Annotated in this window: 17 protein-coding genes; 9 read left to right on the top strand and 8 right to left on the bottom strand. The window is 52.2% G+C overall.

Annotated elements, in window-relative coordinates; genetic code table 11:
* The first annotated feature begins 90 nt into the window (after nt 1–90).
* From aroA to rpsA, 3 genes are all read left to right on the top strand, one after another.
* On the top strand, nt 91–1,446 hold the full coding sequence (gene aroA / locus PsW74_RS12285; RefSeq protein WP_063286572.1) for a 3-phosphoshikimate 1-carboxyvinyltransferase: 1,356 nt from the start codon (nt 91–93) through the stop codon (nt 1,444–1,446).
* The gene (cmk, locus tag PsW74_RS12280) at nt 1,443–2,078 is read left to right on the top strand and encodes a (d)CMP kinase (protein WP_063286511.1); all 636 of its coding nucleotides are present in this window, start codon (nt 1,443–1,445) and stop codon (nt 2,076–2,078) included. Before aroA ends, cmk begins: the two co-directional genes overlap by 4 nt.
* A gap of 195 nt (nt 2,079–2,273) precedes the next feature.
* Nucleotides 2,274–3,971, top strand: a complete 1,698-nt coding sequence (gene rpsA, locus PsW74_RS12275) for a 30S ribosomal protein S1 (RefSeq protein ID WP_063286510.1) — start codon at nt 2,274–2,276, stop codon at nt 3,969–3,971.
* A gap of 162 nt (nt 3,972–4,133) precedes the next feature.
* Here rpsA and PsW74_RS12270 read toward each other — a convergent pair whose 3' ends face one another.
* Nucleotides 4,134–5,336: a GNAT family N-acetyltransferase gene (locus PsW74_RS12270; RefSeq protein ID WP_208987955.1), complete on the bottom strand. Its 1,203-nt coding sequence runs from the start codon at nt 5,334–5,336 to the stop codon at nt 4,134–4,136.
* A 445-nt stretch (nt 5,337–5,781) separates the two neighbouring features.
* On the opposite strand from PsW74_RS12270, the gene PsW74_RS12265 reads away from it, so the two are divergent.
* From PsW74_RS12265 to PsW74_RS12240, 6 genes are all read left to right on the top strand, one after another.
* The gene (locus tag PsW74_RS12265; RefSeq protein WP_063286508.1) at nt 5,782–6,486 is read left to right on the top strand and encodes an SDR family oxidoreductase; all 705 of its coding nucleotides are present in this window, start codon (nt 5,782–5,784) and stop codon (nt 6,484–6,486) included.
* An 868-nt stretch (nt 6,487–7,354) separates the two neighbouring features.
* A complete protein-coding gene (locus PsW74_RS12260; RefSeq protein WP_063286507.1) occupies nt 7,355–7,666 on the top strand; it encodes a chorismate mutase in 312 nt (103 codons plus the stop codon).
* A gap of 222 nt (nt 7,667–7,888) precedes the next feature.
* Nucleotides 7,889–8,896: a signal peptide peptidase SppA gene (sppA, locus tag PsW74_RS12255; protein WP_057462716.1), complete on the top strand. Its 1,008-nt coding sequence runs from the start codon at nt 7,889–7,891 to the stop codon at nt 8,894–8,896.
* Nucleotides 8,889–9,191: an integration host factor subunit beta gene (locus PsW74_RS12250; RefSeq protein ID WP_057462715.1), complete on the top strand. Its 303-nt coding sequence runs from the start codon at nt 8,889–8,891 to the stop codon at nt 9,189–9,191. Before sppA ends, PsW74_RS12250 begins: the two co-directional genes overlap by 8 nt.
* A 135-nt stretch (nt 9,192–9,326) precedes the next feature.
* Nucleotides 9,327–9,557 carry a LapA family protein gene (locus PsW74_RS12245; protein WP_057462714.1) on the top strand — a complete coding sequence of 77 codons (231 nt, stop codon included), beginning with the start codon at nt 9,327–9,329 and terminating at the stop codon, nt 9,555–9,557.
* A gap of 43 nt (nt 9,558–9,600) precedes the next feature.
* A complete protein-coding gene (locus tag PsW74_RS12240; RefSeq protein ID WP_063286506.1) occupies nt 9,601–10,563 on the top strand; it encodes an ornithine cyclodeaminase family protein in 963 nt (320 codons plus the stop codon).
* Between the two features lie 110 nt (nt 10,564–10,673).
* Here the strand turns inward: PsW74_RS12240 and PsW74_RS12235 are convergent, their stop codons facing one another.
* The 7 genes from PsW74_RS12235 to addB all read right to left on the bottom strand — a co-directional run.
* Nucleotides 10,674–11,312, bottom strand: coding sequence for a trimeric intracellular cation channel family protein (locus tag PsW74_RS12235; protein WP_063286505.1), 639 nt, complete (start codon nt 11,310–11,312; stop codon nt 10,674–10,676).
* A 141-nt stretch (nt 11,313–11,453) separates the two neighbouring features.
* Entirely contained in the window at nt 11,454–12,206 is a 753-nt protein-coding gene (locus PsW74_RS12230; RefSeq protein WP_063286504.1) for a PEP-CTERM/exosortase system-associated acyltransferase, read from the bottom strand.
* Entirely contained in the window at nt 12,184–13,701 is a 1,518-nt protein-coding gene (locus tag PsW74_RS12225) for a hypothetical protein (protein WP_153041649.1), read from the bottom strand. The genes PsW74_RS12230 and PsW74_RS12225 overlap by 23 nt, the downstream gene beginning before the upstream one ends.
* A gap of 352 nt (nt 13,702–14,053) precedes the next feature.
* On the bottom strand, nt 14,054–14,698 hold the full coding sequence (gene grpE / locus PsW74_RS12220) for a nucleotide exchange factor GrpE (RefSeq protein ID WP_082830547.1): 645 nt from the start codon (nt 14,696–14,698) through the stop codon (nt 14,054–14,056).
* 197 nt (nt 14,699–14,895) lie between these two features.
* Nucleotides 14,896–15,216: a thioredoxin gene (gene trxA / locus PsW74_RS12215; RefSeq protein WP_063286502.1), complete on the bottom strand. Its 321-nt coding sequence runs from the start codon at nt 15,214–15,216 to the stop codon at nt 14,896–14,898.
* A 112-nt stretch (nt 15,217–15,328) separates the two neighbouring features.
* A complete protein-coding gene (gene addA, locus PsW74_RS12210; protein WP_063286501.1) occupies nt 15,329–18,799 on the bottom strand; it encodes a double-strand break repair helicase AddA in 3,471 nt (1,156 codons plus the stop codon).
* Nucleotides 18,799–21,173: double-strand break repair protein AddB (gene addB, locus PsW74_RS12205; protein ID WP_208987953.1), on the bottom strand; the 2,375-nt coding region annotated here is incomplete at its 5' end. The genes addB and addA, both read right to left, overlap by 1 nt.

Here is a 21,173-nt window from a genome sequence, read left to right as displayed (position 1 = left end):
GCAATAGTTCAATGCGCCCTAGGGTGACTGTCTTTTTCTTCCGTGCTAGGAGGAACTAGTTTTTTAAGTCTCGCAACCCCGGAAATGAACATGTCCCATAATTCGTCACCGCAAATTGTGACCGCTCACAGCGGCTCTCCGCTCAATGGTCAAATCAAAGTTCCAGGTGACAAGTCTATCTCCCATCGTTCTCTGATGTTTGGCGCGTTGGCGCTTGGCAAAACCACCATCTCTGGCCTTCTCGAATCAGAAGATGTGATTGGCACAGCAAATGCTATGAATGCGGTTGGCGCCAAGTGTGTTCGTCAGGAAGATGACACATGGACGGTTGAGGGTGTAGGACTGGGTAGCCTGCTTGAGCCGGAAGCTCCTATTGACTTTGGAAACGCGGGTACAGGCGTACGTCTGGCAATGGGTATTTTTGCGAGCCACCCGATTGCCGTCACCATGACTGGCGATGCCTCGCTATCTGGACGCCCAATGGGTCGCGTCCTTAACCCGTTGCGTGAGATGGGTGTTCAGGTTGTTGCGCGTAACGGCGACCGTCTGCCAGCCTCTATCCGCGGTAGTGACACACCAATTCCAATCACTTACCGCGTGCCAATGGCATCTGCGCAGGTGAAATCCGCTGTGTTGCTGGCTGGTTTGAATACCGCTGGTACAACAACTGTTATCGAACCTGTTGCGACACGTGACCATACAGAGAAAATGCTGGTTGGTTTTGGCGCAGACCTGAAGGTTGAAGTGAACGAGAGCGGTGAGCGTATCATCACGCTGCAAGGCCAACCGAAGCTGCAGCCTCAGGATATTACGGTTCCTGGTGACCCGTCTTCAGCTGCCTTCCCGATTGTTGCTGCCCTGATCACATCGGGTTCTGATGTCACCGTTGAAGGTGTGCTTTTGAATGAGCATCGCATTGGACTTATTACTAGTCTGCTTGAAATGGGCGCAGACATTACCATCTCGAATGAACGGGAAAGCGGCGGAGAAAAGATTGGCGATATTCGCGCCAAGTATTCGCGATTAAAGGGTATTACGGTTCCAGCGGACCGAGCACCTTCCATGATTGATGAATATCCAATTCTTTCTGTTGCTGCTGCTTTTGCTCAAGGTGACACTGTCATGCTTGGTCTTGAAGAACTGCGTGTCAAAGAGTCAGACCGCCTGGCTGCTGTTGCACGTGGTTTGGAAGCAAACGGTATTCCGTGCGTTGAAAAACAGGACAGTCTGACTGTTACTGGTGGGGCAAACAATATTGGCGGTGGCACTGTTACAACACATCTGGATCACCGGATCGCAATGAGCTTCCTTATTCTGGGGCTCGCTGCACACAAGCCGGTTCAGGTCGATGATGCAGCGCCAATCGCGACAAGCTTCCCAACCTTCCTCTCCATGTTTGGTGAGCTGGGTGGCAAGCTTGAAAATAAAAATGAGGAAGCTGCATGATTATTGCTCTGGATGGACCAGCGGCATCTGGCAAGGGAACGCTCGCACGCCAGCTCGCTGCGCATTTTGGACTCCGCCATCTGGATACTGGTTTGACGTATCGTGCTGTCGCCGCTGCGCTGCTTGCGCGCGGCTTGCCACTTGGTGATGAAAACGTTGCAATCTCTGTCGCCCAGAACCTTGATCTGGGTAATTTGGATCGCAATCAGCTCTCTTCCCATGAAATTGGTGAGGCGGCCTCTCGCATTGCAGTTCTTTCTGGCCTGCGCGAGGAACTGGTGAGCCTTCAGCGTGCGTTTGCTGAGCAAGAGCCAGGTGCTGTTTTAGATGGCCGTGATATCGGGACTGTTGTGTGCCCGGACGCGACCGCGAAACTGTTCATTACCGCTTCTCCGGCCGCCCGTGCAAAGCGCCGGACAGACGAGTTGAACGGCAAGGGAATTCCAGCAGATTTTAATGAAATCCTAGTGGATCTGGAGCGTCGTGACGAGCGCGATAGCACCAGAAAAGACTCTCCATTAAAACCCGCTGAAAATGCACACTTGCTTGATACGACAGAAATGGATATAGACTCCGCATTTCGTGCGGCTGTGGATATCGTCGAACGCGCCCGGAATTCAGCTGTTTCATAACAGCCTTCGGAGTTCGCGTTTGTTATATCAAGCGACTGTTACGATACCGAATTTGGACAAGTGTGACCGCTTTCGCCGGCCCACTTACTTGTAAGTGGTTGTTTTTCAACGCGAGTTGAAAACCGGGAGCCCTTGTCCTTTAGTGTTAACACAAACCCGCCGGCGAGCGCCATTCTTATGGCATCAGGAGATTTTATGGAAAATCAAAACTTTGCTGCTGAAGATTTTGCAGCTCTGTTGGAAGAATCCTTTGCGACTTCCGACCTTTTTGAAGGCACCGTTGTAAAAGGCATCGTTGTTGCTATCGAAAAAGACCTCGCAGTCATCGACGTAGGTCTTAAGGTTGAAGGTCGCGTTCCTATGAAGGAATTCGGCGCTAAAGGCCGTGACGGCGAAATGGCCGTTGGCGACGAAGTAGAAGTTTACCTTGAGCGCGTTGAAAACGCGATGGGTGAAGCTGTTCTGTCCCGCGACAAAGCACGCCGCGAAGAAAGCTGGGTTCGCCTTGAAGTTGCTTTCGAAGCTGGTGAAAAAGTTACTGGTCAGATCTTCAACCAGGTTAAAGGTGGCTTCACCGTTGATCTGGACGGCGCAGTAGCATTCCTGCCACGCTCTCAGGTAGACATCCGTCCAGTACGCGACGTTACTCCTCTGATGCACACTCCACAGCCTTTCCAGATCCTGAAAATGGACAAGCGCCGTGGTAACATCGTTGTATCCCGTCGTACCGTTCTGGAAGAAACACGCGCTGAACAGCGTTCTGAACTCGTTCAGAGCCTGGAAGAAGGTCAGACCGTTGAGGGTGTTGTTAAGAACATCACTGACTACGGTGCATTCGTTGACCTTGGTGGCATCGATGGCCTCCTGCACGTTACCGACATTGCATGGCGTCGTATCAACCACCCAAGCGAAGTTCTGACAATCGGTCAGACCGTGAAGGTGCAGATCGTTCGTGTGAACCAGGAAACACACCGCATCAGCCTCGGCATGAAGCAGCTGGAAACCGATCCATGGGATGGCATCGAAGCCAAATACCCACTGGATTCCAAGTTCTCCGGTCGTGTTACCAACATCACCGACTACGGTGCATTCGTAGAACTGGAGCCAGGCATCGAAGGCCTGATCCACGTCTCCGAAATGTCCTGGACCAAAAAGAACGTACACCCAGGCAAAATCGTTTCTACTTCCCAGGAAGTTGAAGTGGTTATCCTTGAAGTGGACGCTTCCAAACGCCGTATCTCCCTGGGCCTCAAGCAGACTCTGCAGAACCCATGGGATGCATTCGCACAGCAGTACCCACTTAACGCCACCGTAGAAGGTGAAGTTAAGAACAAGACCGAGTTCGGTCTGTTCATCGGTCTTGAAGGCGATGTTGACGGCATGGTTCACCTGTCCGATCTGGACTGGAACCGTCCGGGCGAGCAGGTCATCGAAGAGTACAAGAAGGGCGACGTTGTTAAAGCAGTCGTTCTTGACGTTGACGTTGAGAAAGAGCGTATCTCTCTCGGCATCAAACAGCTCGACGCTGATCCGTTTGAATCCGCTGGCGATGTTGTTCGTAAGGGCGCAATCGTTAAGTGTGAAGTGACTGAAATCAAAGACGGTGGTCTCGACGTTAAACTCGTAGACGGCGACCTCTCTGCATTCATCCGTCGCGCTGACTTGTCCCGTGAACGTGGTGAGCAGGATCCTACCCGCTTCAACGTTGGCGATGTGATCGAAGCTCGTATCACTCAGTTCGACAAGAAGACCCGCCGCGTTGGTGTATCCATCAAGGCACTTGAAATCGCTGAAGAAAAAGAAGCGGTTGCACAGTACGGTTCTTCTGACGCTTCCTCTTCTCTCGGCGACATCCTCGCTGCAGCTATGAAGAAGCAGAACGACGACGAATAAGATCTAGCAATAGATTTTGCGAAAAAGCCCGCTCATTTGAGCGGGCTTTTTTGTTGCGTTGATGAGTGCGTTCATTTGCGTTGTTTGGCATTCTTTTGCGCGCTTATGTCTGAAAAGAGCTTTGGAGCGTCCTGTTTCAGGGAGTTCTGCCTCTCGGCAGAGTTAGCCCCTGATCTTCTTCAGGGAGCTCATCAGGAATGCTCTCGGACCTTTTGGCATTGCGAGTACGATGCGCTTTGCTAACGGGCGCAGGTTCTTGAGCCAGAGGCTGGCATAGAGCTGTCCTTTGAAGGAAAGCGGGCTGACGGCATCGAAGACGCTGGCGACCTGTGAGGTCCATGTCATCTTGTAGCGGGATGCTGGCTTGAGGAAATCGACTTTATCGATCCCAAGCGCAAAACACGCCTCGATGACGTCCATCTGGTGAAGTTTACCGGGACTGGATTGTTCGTAGTCCGGGTTCCAATCGGCCATGTAAGCGGAATAGCAGCCTTCGAACAGGAAACCCCATTCGGTAGAGATTGGCAAATCACCATGCTTCAGCTCGAAAGCGATGAGTTCGCAGCCTTTGGCCGTGCCCTTACTTAATGACAGAAGGACGTTCTGCAAGCCATCGCCTTCCAGAGCGCGCGATGAGTAACCCATGGCTTCGACCCAGTTCTCTCGCCCATTTAGAGTTCGTAGAAGCATGGTTTCGAGTTCCGGGTCTTCCTGCCGGATCACGCGGTGCGAAAGGCCTGCTGATTTGTGGAGACGATTGCGCTGGTTGCGGATGGTTTTGCGGGAACGGGCGGAGATGGACTTCAGATAGTCCTCAAAACTATCCCACTGGTTCAGATCCAGCCATGGAGCGCCATCAGCCTCTCCGACCTCGGTAAAATGAGTGCTGGCGTACTCATAGAGTGCACCGCCCTCTCTGATCTGGCGGAGGTGGATGACATCTGCACCAGCCTTTTGAAGGTGTGGCTTCAGGTAATCCAATACGGCAGCAGGGTTATAGCCGGGAGTCAGCAGCATCTCTGAGTACTGCTGAAAAGGCTCTCCTAAACCAGTCAGTGCTTTCAGGGACTTTTGCTTTTCAATGCACAGCGGCAGAACCGCGATCAGGCTTTGCTGGTCGTAGACAGCGAAGATCTTGGCTGAATGGACCGATGCAGGATTTTCAAGCATCGCCATGGTCCAGGCATAGCTTTGAAAGACCGGATTGCCTTTGGAGGCCTGCTCCAGCTGGTGCCATTGCTGCTGCAGTTCAGCTACTTCAACAGCAGACTGCAACACGCACACAGACGGGTTTTGAAGTGCTTTTGTTGCAGAGCTCTGCTGCACAAAGGCGAGCTCGTTTGATGTGATAACATCTGCCTGCAACAAACTTCTCCCTTATTGATGCATAAAATGACTTTAACTAAAGCAGTTTGCGTATCTTTGTCCGAAATCCGGCGTCTACTTTTCGGCGATATGCTTTAAATGACTGAATCTCGTGGCTCTCGCCCTAGAGCACGTCGCGTTCATTCGCATTCACACACCATGCTCTAATATCTTCGGTGGAGCGAATTCTGATCGTTTGATTGAATCCAATCAAACAGAACACGCTCTAACACCTGATTTTTATACATAGTTATTTTCAACCAGTTAAAAGTAGAAGTATTTTATAGAAATCTGAGCATTTGAATTTCTCACATTTCCGTTAGGGACCTCAGTTCTAGAAATATTGTCTCCTCAGCATGGTTTCTCTCAGGGTGATGACAAATCGTCACTTGATTTATTGCCCAGCAGAAAATGGAATAGTCCTGATTTAATTCAGGAGGGTTTCATGAGTGATTTGAAAGTTGCGCTGATTGTTGCTGGTGGCAGTGGTATGGGTGCTGCTGCTGCACGTAAGCTGGCAGAGGACGGTTATAAAGTCGCCATCCTCTCTTCCTCTGGCAAAGGCGAGAAGCTGGCTGAGGAACTTGGTGGTGTCGGTGTGACTGGCTCCAACCTTGAAACTGCGGACCTCCAGCGTCTTGTTGATGTTGCGATGGAGAAGTGGGGCCGTATTGATACGGTTGTCAGCAGTGCTGGCCATGGGCCTAAAGGGCCGGTCCTTGAGCTCACCGATGAAGATTGGGCGAGAGGGATGGACTTCTATCTCATGAACGTGGTGCGTATCACTCGCATCGTTACCCCAATCATGGAAGCTCAGGGCAAAGGCAGCTTCGTCAATATTTCCACCTATGCCTTGTTTGAGCCCGAGGAGCTTTTCCCGACTTCCGGTGTGTTCAGAGCTGGCCTTGCTGCTTTTACCAAGTTGTTCGCAGACAAGTATGCTTCCTCAAACATTCGCATGAACAACGTGCTGCCGGGCTTTATTGACAGCTTGCCAGAGAAGGAAGAGCGCCGGGGTCGCATTCCAATGGGGCGTTATGGCACCTCGCAGGAAGTGGCTGATCTGATTGCTTTCCTTGCGGGAGACACCTCCAGCTACATGACCGGACAAAATATCCGCATTGATGGCGGAATTACGCGCTCAATATAGGCTGGACAATTTTACGAAGGCATCTGTCGCAATTTGCGGGATGCCATTCTCTCTCGATTAATCGGAGAGATCTTAAACCTGTACGATCCGAAAGGGGCGGAAACGCCCCTTTTTTAACGCCACAACTCCTCCTCTCCAGAAAGAAACAAAGCAAATTGTGTGATATGGAGCATTTACATGTGCTCAATTTTAATTAATGTAAATATTAATTCACTTTAATCAAAATAAACATAATAGATAAGCAATAGTAAATTGATGATAAGTTTTGATAACAACTTTTAATTTGCTATACACCACCTAAGATAGAGTCGTTTTTTGAAATTTTCTATTTCTGATTTCTATTTATCTTCAAGTAACATCTGTATATTACTTTACATGGAGAGCAAGAGAGTATCCCATTCTCTCAAACTCCACTGTGCTGTTTGTCTTGAAACATCGTTGAGGCCAATAACAAAAATAAGGTCCGGCAGCTTCAAGACTTCGGAATGCCCTAGCGGTCCGCCCGAAACCGCAGGGCTAACTGGAAACCCGTTTTACGCCGTCCTTGCAGCAATCGGCTTTGGGTTTCCAACAGCGCGCGGTGAACTATGCCCCTAGTTCTCGCGTCAAGAATTAAGATCACTGAATCTATCGGTTTTCAGAGCAATCGATAAAACAGTGGCCCAAAAAAGACGAAAAGTCCAACTGGCCCCATGGCCATACAGATCCCGTTCCGTTCTCAGCTCCCCCCCACCTCCTGATGAACGGAACGGATTTTTTATGCGATAAACATATGCTAGTTGCGACCATGCATTTATTTCGGGTATGACATTTCAAAAGGTGGCACTCCCCAGCCACGTCATTCAATCCGATAGGCAGCAAAAAACTAATGAAGAACTCTGCTAGCGAATGTCACGATATGACTCAGATCCGCGCAGAAATTGATCGTCTGGATTCCGAGCTGATTTCCCTGTTTGCAGAGCGCTGGACTTACATCACACGCGCCGCTGAAATCAAAAAACCAATTGGCCTGTCTGCCCGCATTGAAAGCCGGGTTGAGGAAGTTGCCAGCAACGTAAAAGCCCATGCCCGTGCGCATGGCCTGAATGCGCAGACCTATGAGACCATGTGGCGCGCACTGATGGAAAGTGCGATTGCGCACGAAGAAGACCTTATGGAAGCAGAGGAAAACGCAAAATAACATAGTATCGCCATTTTCTCTGGCATCTTAGTCGACTAGCATTACAACCAGAAATTTTCGGAGAATTAAGAGCCTACTTCCCCAAATTAACCGTTTGGCAGGGACAAAGCTTAATTTATGGTCGTGTTTTTACCGTCTGCAGAGAAAGAACACTTGGCTTATTCAAAAGCTTAGGTATTGTTTCCCTATAGTCGCTTAAATGAGTTTGACCGGGAAGACCCCATGAGTCTAGACAGTGACGTTCTTATTGATCGCAGACGCCTGAGACGTAAAGTTTCGTTCTGGCGCGTCGTTAGTTTTTTAGCACTTGCAGCTTTGCTGTTGTGGGGAGGCGCTGAGGCAACTGGCCTTGGTGAGCTTGCCCGTTCTGAAAAGCATATTGCTCGCATCGAAATCAACGGACCGATCACCTATGATCGCCGCCAGTTGGAGATGCTTGAAGCAATCGCAAAAGATGACACCGTGCAAGGCGTCATCGTCTCCATTAATTCTCCCGGTGGCACCACTTCCGGTGGTGAAGCGCTTTACAATGCGCTGCGCAAGATTGCTGAGAAGAAGCCTTTGACAGCGTCCATCACGACGCTTGGCGCTTCGGCTGCTTATCTTTCCGCAATTGCCAGTGATCACCTTGTTGCTCAATACACCTCTTTGACCGGATCTATCGGTGTTCTCTTCCAGTATGGTAATGCAAAAGGGTTGCTCGAGAAGATTGGCGTTGAAATGGATGCGATCAAAAGCGCACCATTGAAAGCTGAGCCAAACTTTTACGAGCCAGCCACGCCGGAAGTGAAAGAAACTTTGCAGGAGCTGATCGACGATACTTATATGTGGTTCGTTGGACTTGTTGCAGAGCGCAGAGGCCTTTCTAAAGAGCGTGCACTTCAGCTGGCGAACGGTCAGGTTTACACCGGGCACCAGGCAAAAGACCTTGAACTGATCGATGAGATTGGTGGCGAGCAGGCCGCGCATCAGTGGCTTATTGACGAAAAAGGACTTTCCAGTGATTTGGAAATAATCGACTGGAAACCAGAATCAGACGAGCGGTCACTCCCGTTCCCTGCAAATTTATTAGGCTTTTTGGGTAGTGAGAACCAGAATTTGGTCATCTCACTTCTCAAAACAGCAAAAAGTGTCGTAGATTCAAGCCTACCGCTTGACGGTCTCGTGTCTGTTTGGCAGGCTCCGGATGCGGCAACAGTCTCAGCACTTGGGGGGGCAAAGCATGATTAAATCGGAATTAGTACAGACTATTGCGGAGCGTAATCCGCATCTCTATCAACGCGATGTAGAGAATATCGTAAACGCCATTCTTGATGAAGTTACTGAAGCGCTGATGCGCGGTGACCGCGTCGAGCTGCGTGGCTTTGGTGCGTTCTCAGTGAAGAACCGCCCGGCACGCGTTGGACGCAATCCAAGAACTGGCCAAAAAGTTGAAGTTGGCGAAAAGTTCGTTCCGTTCTTCAAAACCGGCAAAGAAATGCGCGAACGACTGAACGACGGTACGGATCACGGCGAAGACGACTGATCCTGGAGTAATACATTGGCTCGTTTCCTTCGGAATTTGCTGCTTATACCTATAGCAGCTCTACTTGTTGTCCTTGCGGTTGCGAACCGGCATTCCACGCTGATTTCGCTTAACCCCTTTAACCCAGAGGATCCGATGTTGACGTTCAACATTCCGGTTTTCTGGCTGCTGTTTGGCGCTGTTGGACTGGGCGTGATGCTTGGCGGAGTGGCGACCTGGATGCGACAAGGACGGTTTCGCAAAGAGGCTCGTGTTCAACGACGCGAAGCGAACCAACTGAAACATGAAGCGGATTCACTGCGTAAGGTGGCACAGGGTGACATTGCACCCGGTTTGCCATCACCAGACCATAAAAAAGCAGCCTAACCGCTTTATTACTCTGCCCTGACGTTTAACACGGGGATTGCGAATGCGGATCATCACAGCTCAGGACATTGAGGGGGTGATGAGCTTTCGCGATCTTCTTGAGACGCTGAGACGTGCATTTCGTGTTGGTGTGGTGGCCCCTTCCCCGCACACACAAAGAATTGCACGTCCAACCGGCCTTGATGACGGCTCTCTCACCATCTCCTCTGCTTGGCATGACTTTGCAGCTCAAGACACTGTTGAGCGCGGTTTTATTGGCACGCGTCTGGAAAGTTGTCTTCCCACATCACTGGAGCATGACGCACCTGCTGTTGCTGGTGTGTATCTTTTGCAGTCTGGCAAAACGGGGACGCCGCTTGCGCTTCTGGATGGCAAAGCGCTCGTCAACTGGCGCACAGCTGCAACATCGGCGCTGGCCTCCTCTTATCTTTCGCGAGAAGACTCTTCCCGTTTGCTGATGGTGGGTGCTGGAAACCTTGCACCTTATCTGATTGATGCGCATGCTTCTGTCCGCCCCATCAAGGAGGTTCTGGTCTGGAATCGAAGCCCTGCTGCTGCTCAGCAGTTGGTGGAGCATATGCAGGGGCAATCTTCTAAGGTTTCAGCGACGACGGATCTGGGTGGGGCTGTCAGAGGCGCAGATATTGTGTGCTGTGCGACGAGTGCGAACACGCCGATCATTCAAGGGGAATGGCTACAAGAAGGCACGCATCTGGACCTGGTTGGCTCCATGCATGCTGATCAGCGTGAGTGCGATGATACGGTTATCTCGCAGGCGCGGTTGTTTCTGGACAGCTATGACAACACACCAACAACCGCTGGTGATCTCAAAGAGCCGCTCACCGATGGCGTTCTGAACTTGCAGGACATTGCGTCTGATCTGGCGGAGTTGTGTCAGGGCGACCGCGCAGGCCGGCGCTTTTACGAGCAAATCACGCTGTTTAAGTCAACTGGCACTGCTCTGGCTGATCTTGCCGTTGCCGGACACGTTTATCTGCGCGTTTAAAGCGTGTCGCGTGCAGGCGCTTTCGCACATGAAGCTCTAGTTCTATATTGCGTGCGTAATCTCATCGCAAATCGGAGCTGCTCTTCAGGATCACGCTGTAGCTGAGGACCTTAGTCCAGCTCATCCATGTCTTTCTTCTTCGGTGGTGTGTAGCTGGGCAAATGCCAGTTTTTTGCGATTGCACCACCGCGCAAAACCATGGCCATAGCAAAGCCAAGGGCTGCTGCAAGGTTGCTTTGTCCGCTTGCCATAAGCGTGACGGAGTAGGTGATCGCCCCAGCAAACGCAGCGGCCAGATAAATCTCTCTTTGCAGCAAGGCGGAGGGTTGACCAGCGATGATATCGCGCAGGATTCCACCAAATGTTGCCGATGCGACTCCCATCAGCACAGCCACCGCAGCGTTGTCGCCAAGCGAGATCGCTTTCGCAGCGCCCATGACTGAGTAAGACGCGACTCCAACAGCATCCAGCCACCGCAGCGGACGGCCCCATGCTTCAACCTTATGGGCGTAGAACCACATGATGACAGAGACGATGAGGCAGACATAGAGGTAGCTCTCATTCTCAACCCAGAACACAGGCACATCAAGAAGAGTATCGCGCAGAGTTCCGCCGCCAATTCCGGTCAGCGAGCAAAAGAACAAAAAAGCGATAAAATCCTGACGTAGACGTGCAGCCACCAAACCGCCAGTCACGGCGAAAACGGCCACTCCCAAAAAGTCCAGATACTGCCAGATCTCAGATTGCATCTACGTCATGCCCGCAAATTCGTTGGTTTCAAGTCTGGTGGTTTTAGCCAGCCATCTTAAAAAAGCAACCGGAGAACTACACTACTTCATTTGTGAGATTTAAATAGCCTTAGATCCTGAGCAAAAAACAAGAGGAAATCATCATACAGAAGAGAACTCCCTTGGTGTGACACGATTGGCCTCAAGACAACTGCATCTATGGTTTTCCTCCAATCCCTCATTCATGAATTTCAAATAGCCGATGTTTTTTCGAAGCAATTGTTCTTCCATCGCGGGAATGTTGACCAGATAAGGCCTAACAGGGCCAAAGTAATCAACTTCCGGTCCTATCGGTTGAAGGAAAATCATGTTGCGTTGTAAGTTTCGATGAACAGAGGCTTCTGTCGCAATCAACCAGTTCAAGATTTCTTTGCGCTTACAGACTTGATAAACGCCCTTCATCAGGCAGAGAAAAATAGCGGACTCCTGTGCGGGCTGATCTAAATCTATCGAAGCTCCTGAAGCCTTTGGGCTACCTGTATATCTTCTCCGAAAAGAAGATCGCACGCACATTCGGGACAACTCGACAACATCCTCGCGCCCACCAAACAGGTCCTTGAATTTTTCATCAATGATACAGTGGTCCAACATCGGCGTTTGACCGCTTGGTGTGTCCACTACTCTAACAGACCCGGCTAAGATCCTTTCAGTGGGTGATGGGTGAAAATAGCAGCCAATATGAATGGAGGTGTCATCATATCGGTCGCGCTCATACCCATTCGGATAGTTTTCTTTTGGCAAAAAGCCGGTCTCTTCACAAAAGATCTGAAAGCGTAGCTTGAAGCTGGAGACAACCTCTTCCCGGGTCTTTAATTCTGCAAGGCTCAGCTTCTCAAGCGATTTCAGGCGCAACATCCGTCTGCTCCTCGAAATAGCAGAACTTGCGTTCATAGTCGGTGCTGACACCAAACGGGAAATCCGAGTAACTCCATATTTTCAGATGAGTTTTCATAGGCATTGAGTTGGAGAGTTCCTTGATCTGCGCATCATTCAAAGCGCCCGACTGGTTCAGTTGCAGATTAAGGTTCCAATCATCACCTCGCTGCTCCATACGCCACGCGCCTGTAAGCTCCTGTGCAATCGACGGATTTTTATAGAGCAGATCTTTAATACGAGAGAGATTTACTCCGTTGGACAGGACATCTCTGTCCCGTCCCTGCAGAGCAACCAGGGGCGTCGATGGCCGGTTAGGAACAGGGAGACCAGCTGCAGAGAACGCTTCTGAAACCTCCTCCCACTGTAGCAACCGAATTCGGTCTCCGGTCCGATATCTTAATAACGGGATCATATGGTCCAAGCCAAGTATGGAAACGAGCAGATCTCCAATCTTGTCGGCATTACACTCGTTGGCCTCAATATGCGTCCGAAGCGGATTGTACGAGAACAGCATCAAGTTTCCACGTTCAGGAGAAAAGCCGAATAGCCGCCGGAACAAATCGTCATTCCGATCTAGAGCACGTTTGATCCGGATGGTCTCTCTGGTCTCAAAAAACAGGTTTAAGCCAAGCTCTCCAACTCCCATGGAGGAATTAACCAGAGGTGCTGTGTCATCGCTCAGATCCGTATTGAGCTGCGATGCGACATAGTCTCGGAAGTTTTCGTGAAACGTCTCTTCCCCAATAATGCAGCCAACCTTATTCGCAGGCCAGACATACTGCTTTTCTCTCGCATATTCGAAAAAGCGGTTCAGGAAGAGGGGATCTGAAACAAGAATAACTTGCTCAAAATACCTTTCCAGCTTTGTCAGAATACCAAACGCCATATCTTCGTGGACGCTGGTTTCAGCAATAGCTACGGTACTGCAGCTGAACCGCACTCCCATCGGCAACATATTGATAACAAGCGTCTTTTTCTGATCTGAACCACAAAGCTGTTCCAGAACCATATCCATGTCGATATAGCTGCTATCATATTGTTTACGATTACATATTCCAAAGGAGAAAACACCGCTGTGGCCAGAACTCGTCAGAACCGATGCAATATCAGTCGGCCTGCCGTTCATGATCAAGTCACTCAGGTCAAACTTCTCAAAGGTGTTGTGTTTATCTAAAATAGGAAGACGTGACCATAAGTGTTCCAAGCCTCTGTCAAACGATAGGTCACACTTTTGCTCATCCAGAATTTTCTTATAGAACACTGAGCGAGAGCACGCCCCTTTCAAAGTAGATACCCTTCGCTTTTGGGCTACCTTGTTCATTTTTTCGGAGGGCATCTGCGCAAGTTGTTTTAACGTGCTGCGTCTCTGCCGTTTCTGCAGCCATGAACGTATCGACATCACAAATCTCTTTGATTTAGTAATTAAAGCCGAGTGAACACCCGGATCAGGGCACAGATCATCATTCTTCGACACAATGATGCGCAGAAGGTTGGATTGGTCTGTTATGAAAGTAGAGTTCAAATTTTTACAGCAAAGCCTCAGCCTGCTGAGCAATGAATATTTATAAAGCTCTTAGTATGGGAAATTTCTCATATGCACTAACTCTGCAACTTGCGGAAGTGACTAAATCATATGTTCTTTCAGTGCATCAATACTTCTAAAATGATAGGTCATTAATTCTGTAGTATTAACACGTAGCGCACCACATCTTACTTATTTGGGGCCTCAATATTTCATAGCCCCCGCAACAAAAAACGGAGGCCGTGTATCGACCTCCGTTTTGAAATTCTTTGAGAAGCCCTCGGTGTTTTGAGGGCTTTGGTGTTTAGGCTTCTTTGTCTACTGTGGAGCCTGGCTCTGCTGCTTTGTCGGCAACTGGAGCGATTTTTGGGCCGCCTTTGGAGACGCCGACCATTGCAGGGCGCAGGACGCGCTCGCCGATGACGTAGCCAGCCTGAACAACCTGAACAACGGTGTTGTTTGGAACTTCTGTGTTCGGCACTTCAAACATTGCCTGATGGAAATGCGGGTTGAACTTATCGCCTTCAGGTGAAAGACGCTTCACACCGTGCTTTTCCAGGTGGTTGAGCATTTCGCGCTCTACCATTTCAACGCCTTCAACCAGCGCCTTCAGGTTTTCGTCGTTTTCACGTGCGTCATCTGGCAATGCATCGATTGCACGGCCAAGGTTGTCATTGACCACCAGCATGTCGCGCGCGAAGCCTGCGACTGCGTAGGCTTTGGCGTCTTTAACTTCTTTTTCAGTCCGACGGCGCAGGTTTTCCATTTCTGCCATGGTGCGCAGAGCGCGGTCCTTCAGGGCAGCATTTTCTTCTCTCAGCGCCTCGATTGGATCTACTTCCGCAGCAACTTCTGTCTGCTCGGCTCCATTCGCAGTTTCGTCAACCACAGCTTCCGGATTTACCTGCTCTTCTGCCTGCGGAGTTTTATTTTGATCGCTCATCGTCATCCCGTCTCTTAAAACTTGCTCTTTTTACCATGGAGCAAAGCACTGCAAGGGCTGCCCTAAGGCGCCCGCGCAAAAATCTATCCGGTCTTTATTTAGTCGCTGTTTGACAAAAACAAAAGACCTCCGGCCACTTCCATGACCGGAGATCCTCAGAATGCCCGATTTTACTCAGCATTTCGTTGCAGATACCCTCAAAATTAAGAGTACTGCTTGATCCAATCAGCAATTTTGCCCTTAGGCTGTGCGCCTACGAGGGTTGCAGCTGGCTGACCATCCTTGAACAGGATCATGGTTGGGATAGAGCGAACGCCGTAATTCATTGCGCTCTGCTGGTTGCTGTCGATATCCAACTTAGCAACTTTGACCTGACCAGCCATTTCCTCAGAGATTTCTTCCAGGGACGGCGCAATCATTTTACAAGGACCACACCAGGTCGCCCAGAAATCTACGAGAACAGGGGTCGAGCTCTGGAGTACTTCAGCTTCGAAGTTACCGTCTTCAACATTCACAGTGGCCATTTTTGCCTCTTTTCATAGTGCAGGTTGAGTCGCCCCAACTGAGCAAACTCTGTTGCCCTGAAAGTAAGAACGCAAGTGCCGAGCGTCAAGCGAACGAATTCTCAACATTCGACTAGAATTTAAAAGATTTCATCAGTTCCACTGGTATTTCTACCAAATGGGGACCTGACGTATAGAGGAGCAGCGCTCTTATTCTCCGATCAGGATAAAGCTCAGAAAGCAATTTTCTATAAACAGCCAGCTGCGCAACATACGTTTCGGAGACTTCGTGCACGCTCCTTGGGACGTAGGCATTTGTCTTGAAGTCGAGAATAATCACTTCTTCGTCATTGACCAGCAAACGGTCAATCAGACCGAAGATTTCAACCGGCTTGCCATCCTCTCCCGTGAGCATACCCTGTATTGGAACTTCGGCTCTGCCATTGGCGCTGAACAACTCTGCAAACTCTGGGTTGCCCAGCGTACCCAACACATCATCCAGCAGACGTTCTTTTTTGTCCTCAAACCGTTCTGGCAGGGAACTGGCAAGGAACCTTTCGGCAGATGCCATGCGTTGTTCTTCTGGCAGATCGGGCAGGAACTCCAGCAGTCTGTGAACGATACGGCCACGGACCAGCGGCCAGTCTTCTGGCTGGCGGGCTGCTTCCAGAGCATCTTTCGGGTCTTGCTGCTCGATGTTCTCTTTTGCTTCCATCTCCTCAAAGGCGGCAGATGGTTTTACGCGGCGGATACGCTCAGGCGTGCTGACGTTTGTTGAGACCCAGTCCGGCATAACAGCTTGTTTCCGGCTCTCAATCTTCTCAGATTGCGGCAGGATCGGTTCTGGCTTTTCTATGCCATTCTTGGTCCAGATCCACGCTGACACTTCGCCGTTGGCATCTGTTTGCTCGCGTGCTTCCTCAATCAAACCGTTGCGGGTAAGTGTGTACCAGCATTCATCATGCGGGCCACGCTTTGGTGACCAGCCACACACGACAAGACGATCCTTGGCACGGGTGAGCGCTACATAGAGCAGACGGCGATATTCTTCTTTCTGCTCTTCTGCCAGCAGTTCCAGCGCTTCTTCATGCCATTCGGTGCGCTGTGCCTTGTTGGGCAACCAGACAAGAGCGGGTGCGGCCTGCGTATCCCCTGCCCGCTGTTTTTCAACCATCACCGGCGCATGCAGGCTGGAGACGGGTGCGTTGCAGCCATCAGCGAGAATAACGTAGGGCGCTTCCAATCCCTTGGAGCCGTGGACCGTCATGATGCGGACCATACCTTTGGCGGCGTTGAGCTCGCGTTTGATCTCAGTTGGCGCTTCGGCAAGCCACGCAAGGAAGCCTTCCATGCCGGGGGTGCCGCTCTTTTCATAGGTGAGCGTCAATGAAAGGAACTCATCAAGCACGTCATCGACTTCCGTGCCGAGGCGCTCTCGGAACTTCTGGCGATAGCCGTCGGTTCCCATGATCTTGGCGAAAAACTCGAAGGGTGGAACGAAGTCGGCACGGTCACGCCAGACAACCAACTGCTTGCGAATTTCCTGCCACTTCTCGCTGTTTTCTGATTTTCTCAGCAGCTCATGCCAGAGAGTGCCCGGTCTTGGGACACCCGGTGTTTCGTGGGCGATCTCGAAGAGATCATCATCAACCAAGCCAAAGAGCGGGCTTTTGAGGACGCAGGCGAGAGAGAGGTCATCCTCCGGCAGCAGAATAAAGCGGCCCAGCGCAACGAGATCTTTGACGGCGATGTGGTCTGTGAGGACGAGGCGGTCAGAACCGGCTGCGGGAACATCTAAGCGTTTGAGCTCGCGGTTGAGCGCTTCCACAAACTGGCCGCGCTTGCGGACCAGTACCAAAACATCCCCCGGACCGGCGATTTTGCGTTGATCCCAGTCCTTGATCTGCTCTGCTATGCGGGTGGCAAGGCGCAGCATGGGGTTGCCGGTGCCGATGGCATCAATCGGCTGGGTCCAGTCGTCTGGCTCCAACGTTTCAACGGCTTCTTCCAGAGGCCAGATTTCGACACGGCCCGGATCGTTGTGGCGGATGGCTTCGTGCACGGGTGCAACGTTATCTTGCGACAGGCCTTTGTAGGTTTCCGGTGTGTCAAACACCTTATCGACCGCGCCCAGCACATCCGGTGTGGAGCGGAAGGAGAGGTTGAGTTCGATGCCTTCGAAGTTCTTCTGCGCTTCCTCAGCCCGACGGGCGAAGAACTTGCGCATCTCAGCAAAGTAAGCCGGAACAGCGCCCTGGAAAGAGTAGATGGACTGCTTTTCGTCGCCTACCGCGAAGATGGTGCGGACTTTCTCTCGTGCACTGTCACCAGCGAAGAATTCTTCTGCCAGCGCGCGGATTACCTCCCACTGGCGCGGGCTGGTGTCCTGTGCTTCATCAACTAGGATGTGGTCGAGGCCTTGGTCCAGTTTGTACTGCACCCATTGAGCGGCCTCAGCGCGAGACAGGAGCTGCGCAGATTTAACCACCAGATCTTCAAAATCGAGATAACCGCGACGGAGTTTTTCCGTCTCGTAATAGCGTAGAACCGCATCTGATAGGGTGAGGATCGCTTTGGTTCCAGAAACCGTTATGACGGCATTCAGGTGCTGCAGAGCCTCCAATACGCGCATTTGCTCGGCAAACAAGCGCTCGACCACTTCCGGGAAGGCTGTTTGGACCTTCTTGGTGGCGAGAGACTTGCGCGGGTTAAGGGTGCTGGTGAGGAAGATCTTCAACCATGCGATGCGCCATTCTTCATCGCTTTTGAGCGTAATTGCCTGATTCAGATCATTCGCACGGTCCTGATCTGTCTTGGAGCCGACGCGTAAGGCTTCCGCAAACGCTTTTACTTCGTCGTCAGAGAGAGAAACATTCCGTCGTAACGCAGATGCAAAGCCAGATATATCATCACCCGGCATGACGGAGAAATCAGAATATAGCGCAGAAATGGCGGTTTCCAAATCACCATAAGGAGCAACCCAGCGATAGAACGCATCGCGGCGGCTGATCAACTCAGAGAGAGCCTTCTCGACGCCTGAGTCCGATAAGAGCGCAATCAGCCGGGATAAAGCTGACCCAGTATCAGATAACGGCTCGTTCTCTGCTCGACGAAGAACGCTTGCGCGGGCCTCATTGAGCAGCTCTTCAGCCAAGCGGTCATCCAGTACGGAGAAGTGGCCTGCAACATTGGCCTCCAGCGGGAACTGGTGCAGCAGCGCTTCGCAGAACGCGTGGATGGTCTGGATTTTCAGACCGCCCGGTGTTTCCAGTGCTTTGGCGAAGAGGCGGCGGGCGTTAGCCAGCTGCTTGGTAGAGGTTGGACGCCCCTCGATGTCCTCAATCTCAGCAGCCAGTTCGGCATCGCTCAGCTGTGTCCACTTGGCGAGGGAATCAAATACGCGGGTTGCCATCTCCGCCGCGGCTGCCTTGGTGAAGGTGAGGCAGAGGATGCGGGATGGGTCCGTGCCGGACAGCAGCAGGCGGACGACGCGGCGGGCAAGCACGAAGGTTTTGCCGGAGCCTGCGTTTGCACTCACCCATGCGGAATTTTCAGGATGCGCTGCGCGTTGTTGGCTATCGAGGGTTTTTGCCGGAATATCCATTATGCATCCTCCCCGTCTTCTCCAAGGGACCATTCCTGCACGCGGGCAAGATGGTCATAGGAGGCGGCCCATTCCCTCTCCTTCAGCACACGTGCTCTGGAGAGATAGCCTTTGCGTGGGTTTTCATAGGCGGCGACGAGCTGTTCCAAGCGTTTCCATGCTTCTTCTGCCAGCTCTTCGGCAGTGCTTTCTTTTGGCACACGGCTTTCCAGCTTCACGGCATCACTGCCACCTTTAAGCTGGATGTAGAGCATGTCGGAGATGGGCATGTCATGGGGCAGATCTTCAAAGCCCTTACGGCGGATCATAGCGACTTCCAGTGGCAGCTGTGGTGAGAGCAGCGATTCGACCTGTTTGGCGGAGGGCGGCTGGCCGGTTTTGTAGTCCACCACGCGCAAGCTGTTGTCTTTCATCTGGTCGATGCGGTCTGCACGGCCTGTGAGCGTAAAGTTGCGCTCCGGGCGCTGCATTTCCACTTTGCCGTACTCCTCAAGGAAACGATCATAGATTTTAGGCGCGACTTCACCTTCGTACGCGACAAACTCTTCTGCGATGCGCTCAAAGCGCGGCCACCACAGAGCGCGGATGGCAGGGAAGGCATCCAGTGGGCGGAACAGTCGGCCACCTTCGGTTTTTAGTGCTCGAACTGCCTTGTCGTCGAATGGCCCATCCCAATCCTCAAGGAAGTTTGCCAGCGCATCGTGGATGATGTTGCCTTTGTCGGCAGCGCCGGGTTCGCCGCCGATCGGGTCAACTTCATCCAGCTTCAGGACGTTTTTGGCATAGATGAGGTACGGATCGCGGATCAGATTTTCGATGGCTGTTACGGAGAGCTGAACCGGACGCGCTTCCACTGGCGGTTTTGGCTCCGGGCGCTTGGCTGGGCGGACAGGTGTTTCTGAGCGGTCGAGCACGAGGGCAAGCTCGGTATAGCGTTTGCCTTTGGCGCGCATTTGCTGCTCTACGCTTTGGCCTGCCAACGTGACAATGCGCTGGAGCCAGCGGGAAGCCACGGTTGGGGACCCATCCACACGCTCAGAACGGGAGAGCACTACTTCCGGCGCGCCAAGGTTCCAGAGGAAATCGTGGGCGGAGGTGCCGATTTTACGCTCTGGCGGATCGAGGCCGATTTGGCCTTTCATGGGGCGGTTGAGCCAAGGATCGTTGCGTGTGCGCTGCGGCCATGTGCCTTCGTTGAGGCCACCGAGGACGACGAGGTCGTAGCGCTGTAGGCGGGCTTCCATGGGGCCGAGCAGGTGGATGCGTGGATCAGCAGGTGTGCGGGAGCGGACGGCACCGCCGGTGATAAGAGCACCAAACACGCCGGGCCATTCATTGGCAGGCACGCAGAGGCCAGCAGCGTCAGCTTCCAGCAAGGACGTCAGAGTTTCGGCAAGCGCCTTACCGTTTTCGCCGCTGAACAGCTCTTCCGTGGAGCCGTTTTCATCAGCCCCAAGCAGCAGGACTGCATCCACATGGGTTTTGATGATGTCTTCGACCGGGATCTCATTTGGGTTTTGCAGCAGGGCTTCGAGTGGGCCGAGCGCTTGTTCCAGACGGTCCAGCAGGGTGTTGATGGCGTTCCAGTCTTCTTCCACCAGCTTGCGCCAGCGGGAGACTGGTCTGTCCGCCTTCTCCATGGCCAGATCATGGGCAGCAGTAACCGCTTCGCGCAGACCACTGAGCCCCGGTCTTGGATGCGGGCCGCGCAGCACGCCGCGTTCCAATGCACGGGCGGCGGAACGGACTTCCTTGGCCTTCATACCGAGGAAGGCGAGCGGATGTTTGAGCAGAGCCAGCAGGTTGACGGGATCGAGGCCTTGCAGGGCGAGCTTTGCGGTGAGGATGGCAAGCACCATGGGCGGCGTTTGCTCCAGCGGGCGGCCAGCGGTGTCGTCTACCACAATGCCCCAGCGGGTCAGCTCTGATGCCACACGGCGGGCCAGTGTTCTGTCGGGTGAGATCAGCGCGGTTGATTTGCCTGCTTCCACCGCTTCACGCAGCAGCAGGGCGATTGAGAGCGCTTCTTCGGATTCGTTTCGCGCTGTGATCAGCTGCGTGCCTGCGAAGGCGGTCTCTCTGTGCTCTGCTAGTTCTGAGGTGAAGAAGTTCTGCCACTCTTCCGTTGTCTCTGCCGGGCGGAGTGCTTCATTGACGATCTCACAGCGCAGGCGCAGGGCTTCGCTTTCCGGCTTGCCCAGCGGGGTGACGTGTTCTCGCTTGATATCCAGTGCAAGGAGCAGTTGGCGGAGGCTGTATTGTGGATGACCGGGAATACGTTGCGGGTCTGACGGGGTGCCGAGGGCCTGCCAGCTTTCTGGATCCATGCCCCTATCAAGCGCGGGAAGCACAAGGGCTCCGTTTTCAAGGCTGA

This window comes from Pseudovibrio sp. W74, assembly GCF_001623085.1.
In the GTDB taxonomy this organism is placed as follows: domain Bacteria; phylum Pseudomonadota; class Alphaproteobacteria; order Rhizobiales; family Stappiaceae; genus Pseudovibrio.
Note: the sequence above shows the minus strand (reverse complement) of the source record. Positions and strands in the feature narration are given on the sequence as shown.

Coding starts and splice junctions, on each gene's coding strand:
- trxA (WP_063286502.1), bottom strand. CDS start 15,216: ATGGCCACTGTGAATGTTGAAGACGGTAACTTCGAAGCTGAAGTACTC.
- cmk (WP_063286511.1), top strand. CDS start 1,443: ATGATTATTGCTCTGGATGGACCAGCGGCATCTGGCAAGGGAACGCTC.
- addA (WP_063286501.1), bottom strand. CDS start 18,799: ATGGATATTCCGGCAAAAACCCTCGATAGCCAACAACGCGCAGCGCAT.
- PsW74_RS12235 (WP_063286505.1), bottom strand. CDS start 11,312: ATGCAATCTGAGATCTGGCAGTATCTGGACTTTTTGGGAGTGGCCGTT.
- PsW74_RS12240 (WP_063286506.1), top strand. CDS start 9,601: ATGCGGATCATCACAGCTCAGGACATTGAGGGGGTGATGAGCTTTCGC.
- PsW74_RS12260 (WP_063286507.1), top strand. CDS start 7,355: ATGAAGAACTCTGCTAGCGAATGTCACGATATGACTCAGATCCGCGCA.
- rpsA (WP_063286510.1), top strand. CDS start 2,274: ATGGAAAATCAAAACTTTGCTGCTGAAGATTTTGCAGCTCTGTTGGAA.
- PsW74_RS12245 (WP_057462714.1), top strand. CDS start 9,327: ATGTTGACGTTCAACATTCCGGTTTTCTGGCTGCTGTTTGGCGCTGTT.
- sppA (WP_057462716.1), top strand. CDS start 7,889: ATGAGTCTAGACAGTGACGTTCTTATTGATCGCAGACGCCTGAGACGT.
- PsW74_RS12250 (WP_057462715.1), top strand. CDS start 8,889: ATGATTAAATCGGAATTAGTACAGACTATTGCGGAGCGTAATCCGCAT.
- PsW74_RS12230 (WP_063286504.1), bottom strand. CDS start 12,206: ATGTTGCGCCTGAAATCGCTTGAGAAGCTGAGCCTTGCAGAATTAAAG.
- aroA (WP_063286572.1), top strand. CDS start 91: ATGTCCCATAATTCGTCACCGCAAATTGTGACCGCTCACAGCGGCTCT.
- grpE (WP_082830547.1), bottom strand. CDS start 14,698: ATGACGATGAGCGATCAAAATAAAACTCCGCAGGCAGAAGAGCAGGTA.
- PsW74_RS12265 (WP_063286508.1), top strand. CDS start 5,782: ATGAGTGATTTGAAAGTTGCGCTGATTGTTGCTGGTGGCAGTGGTATG.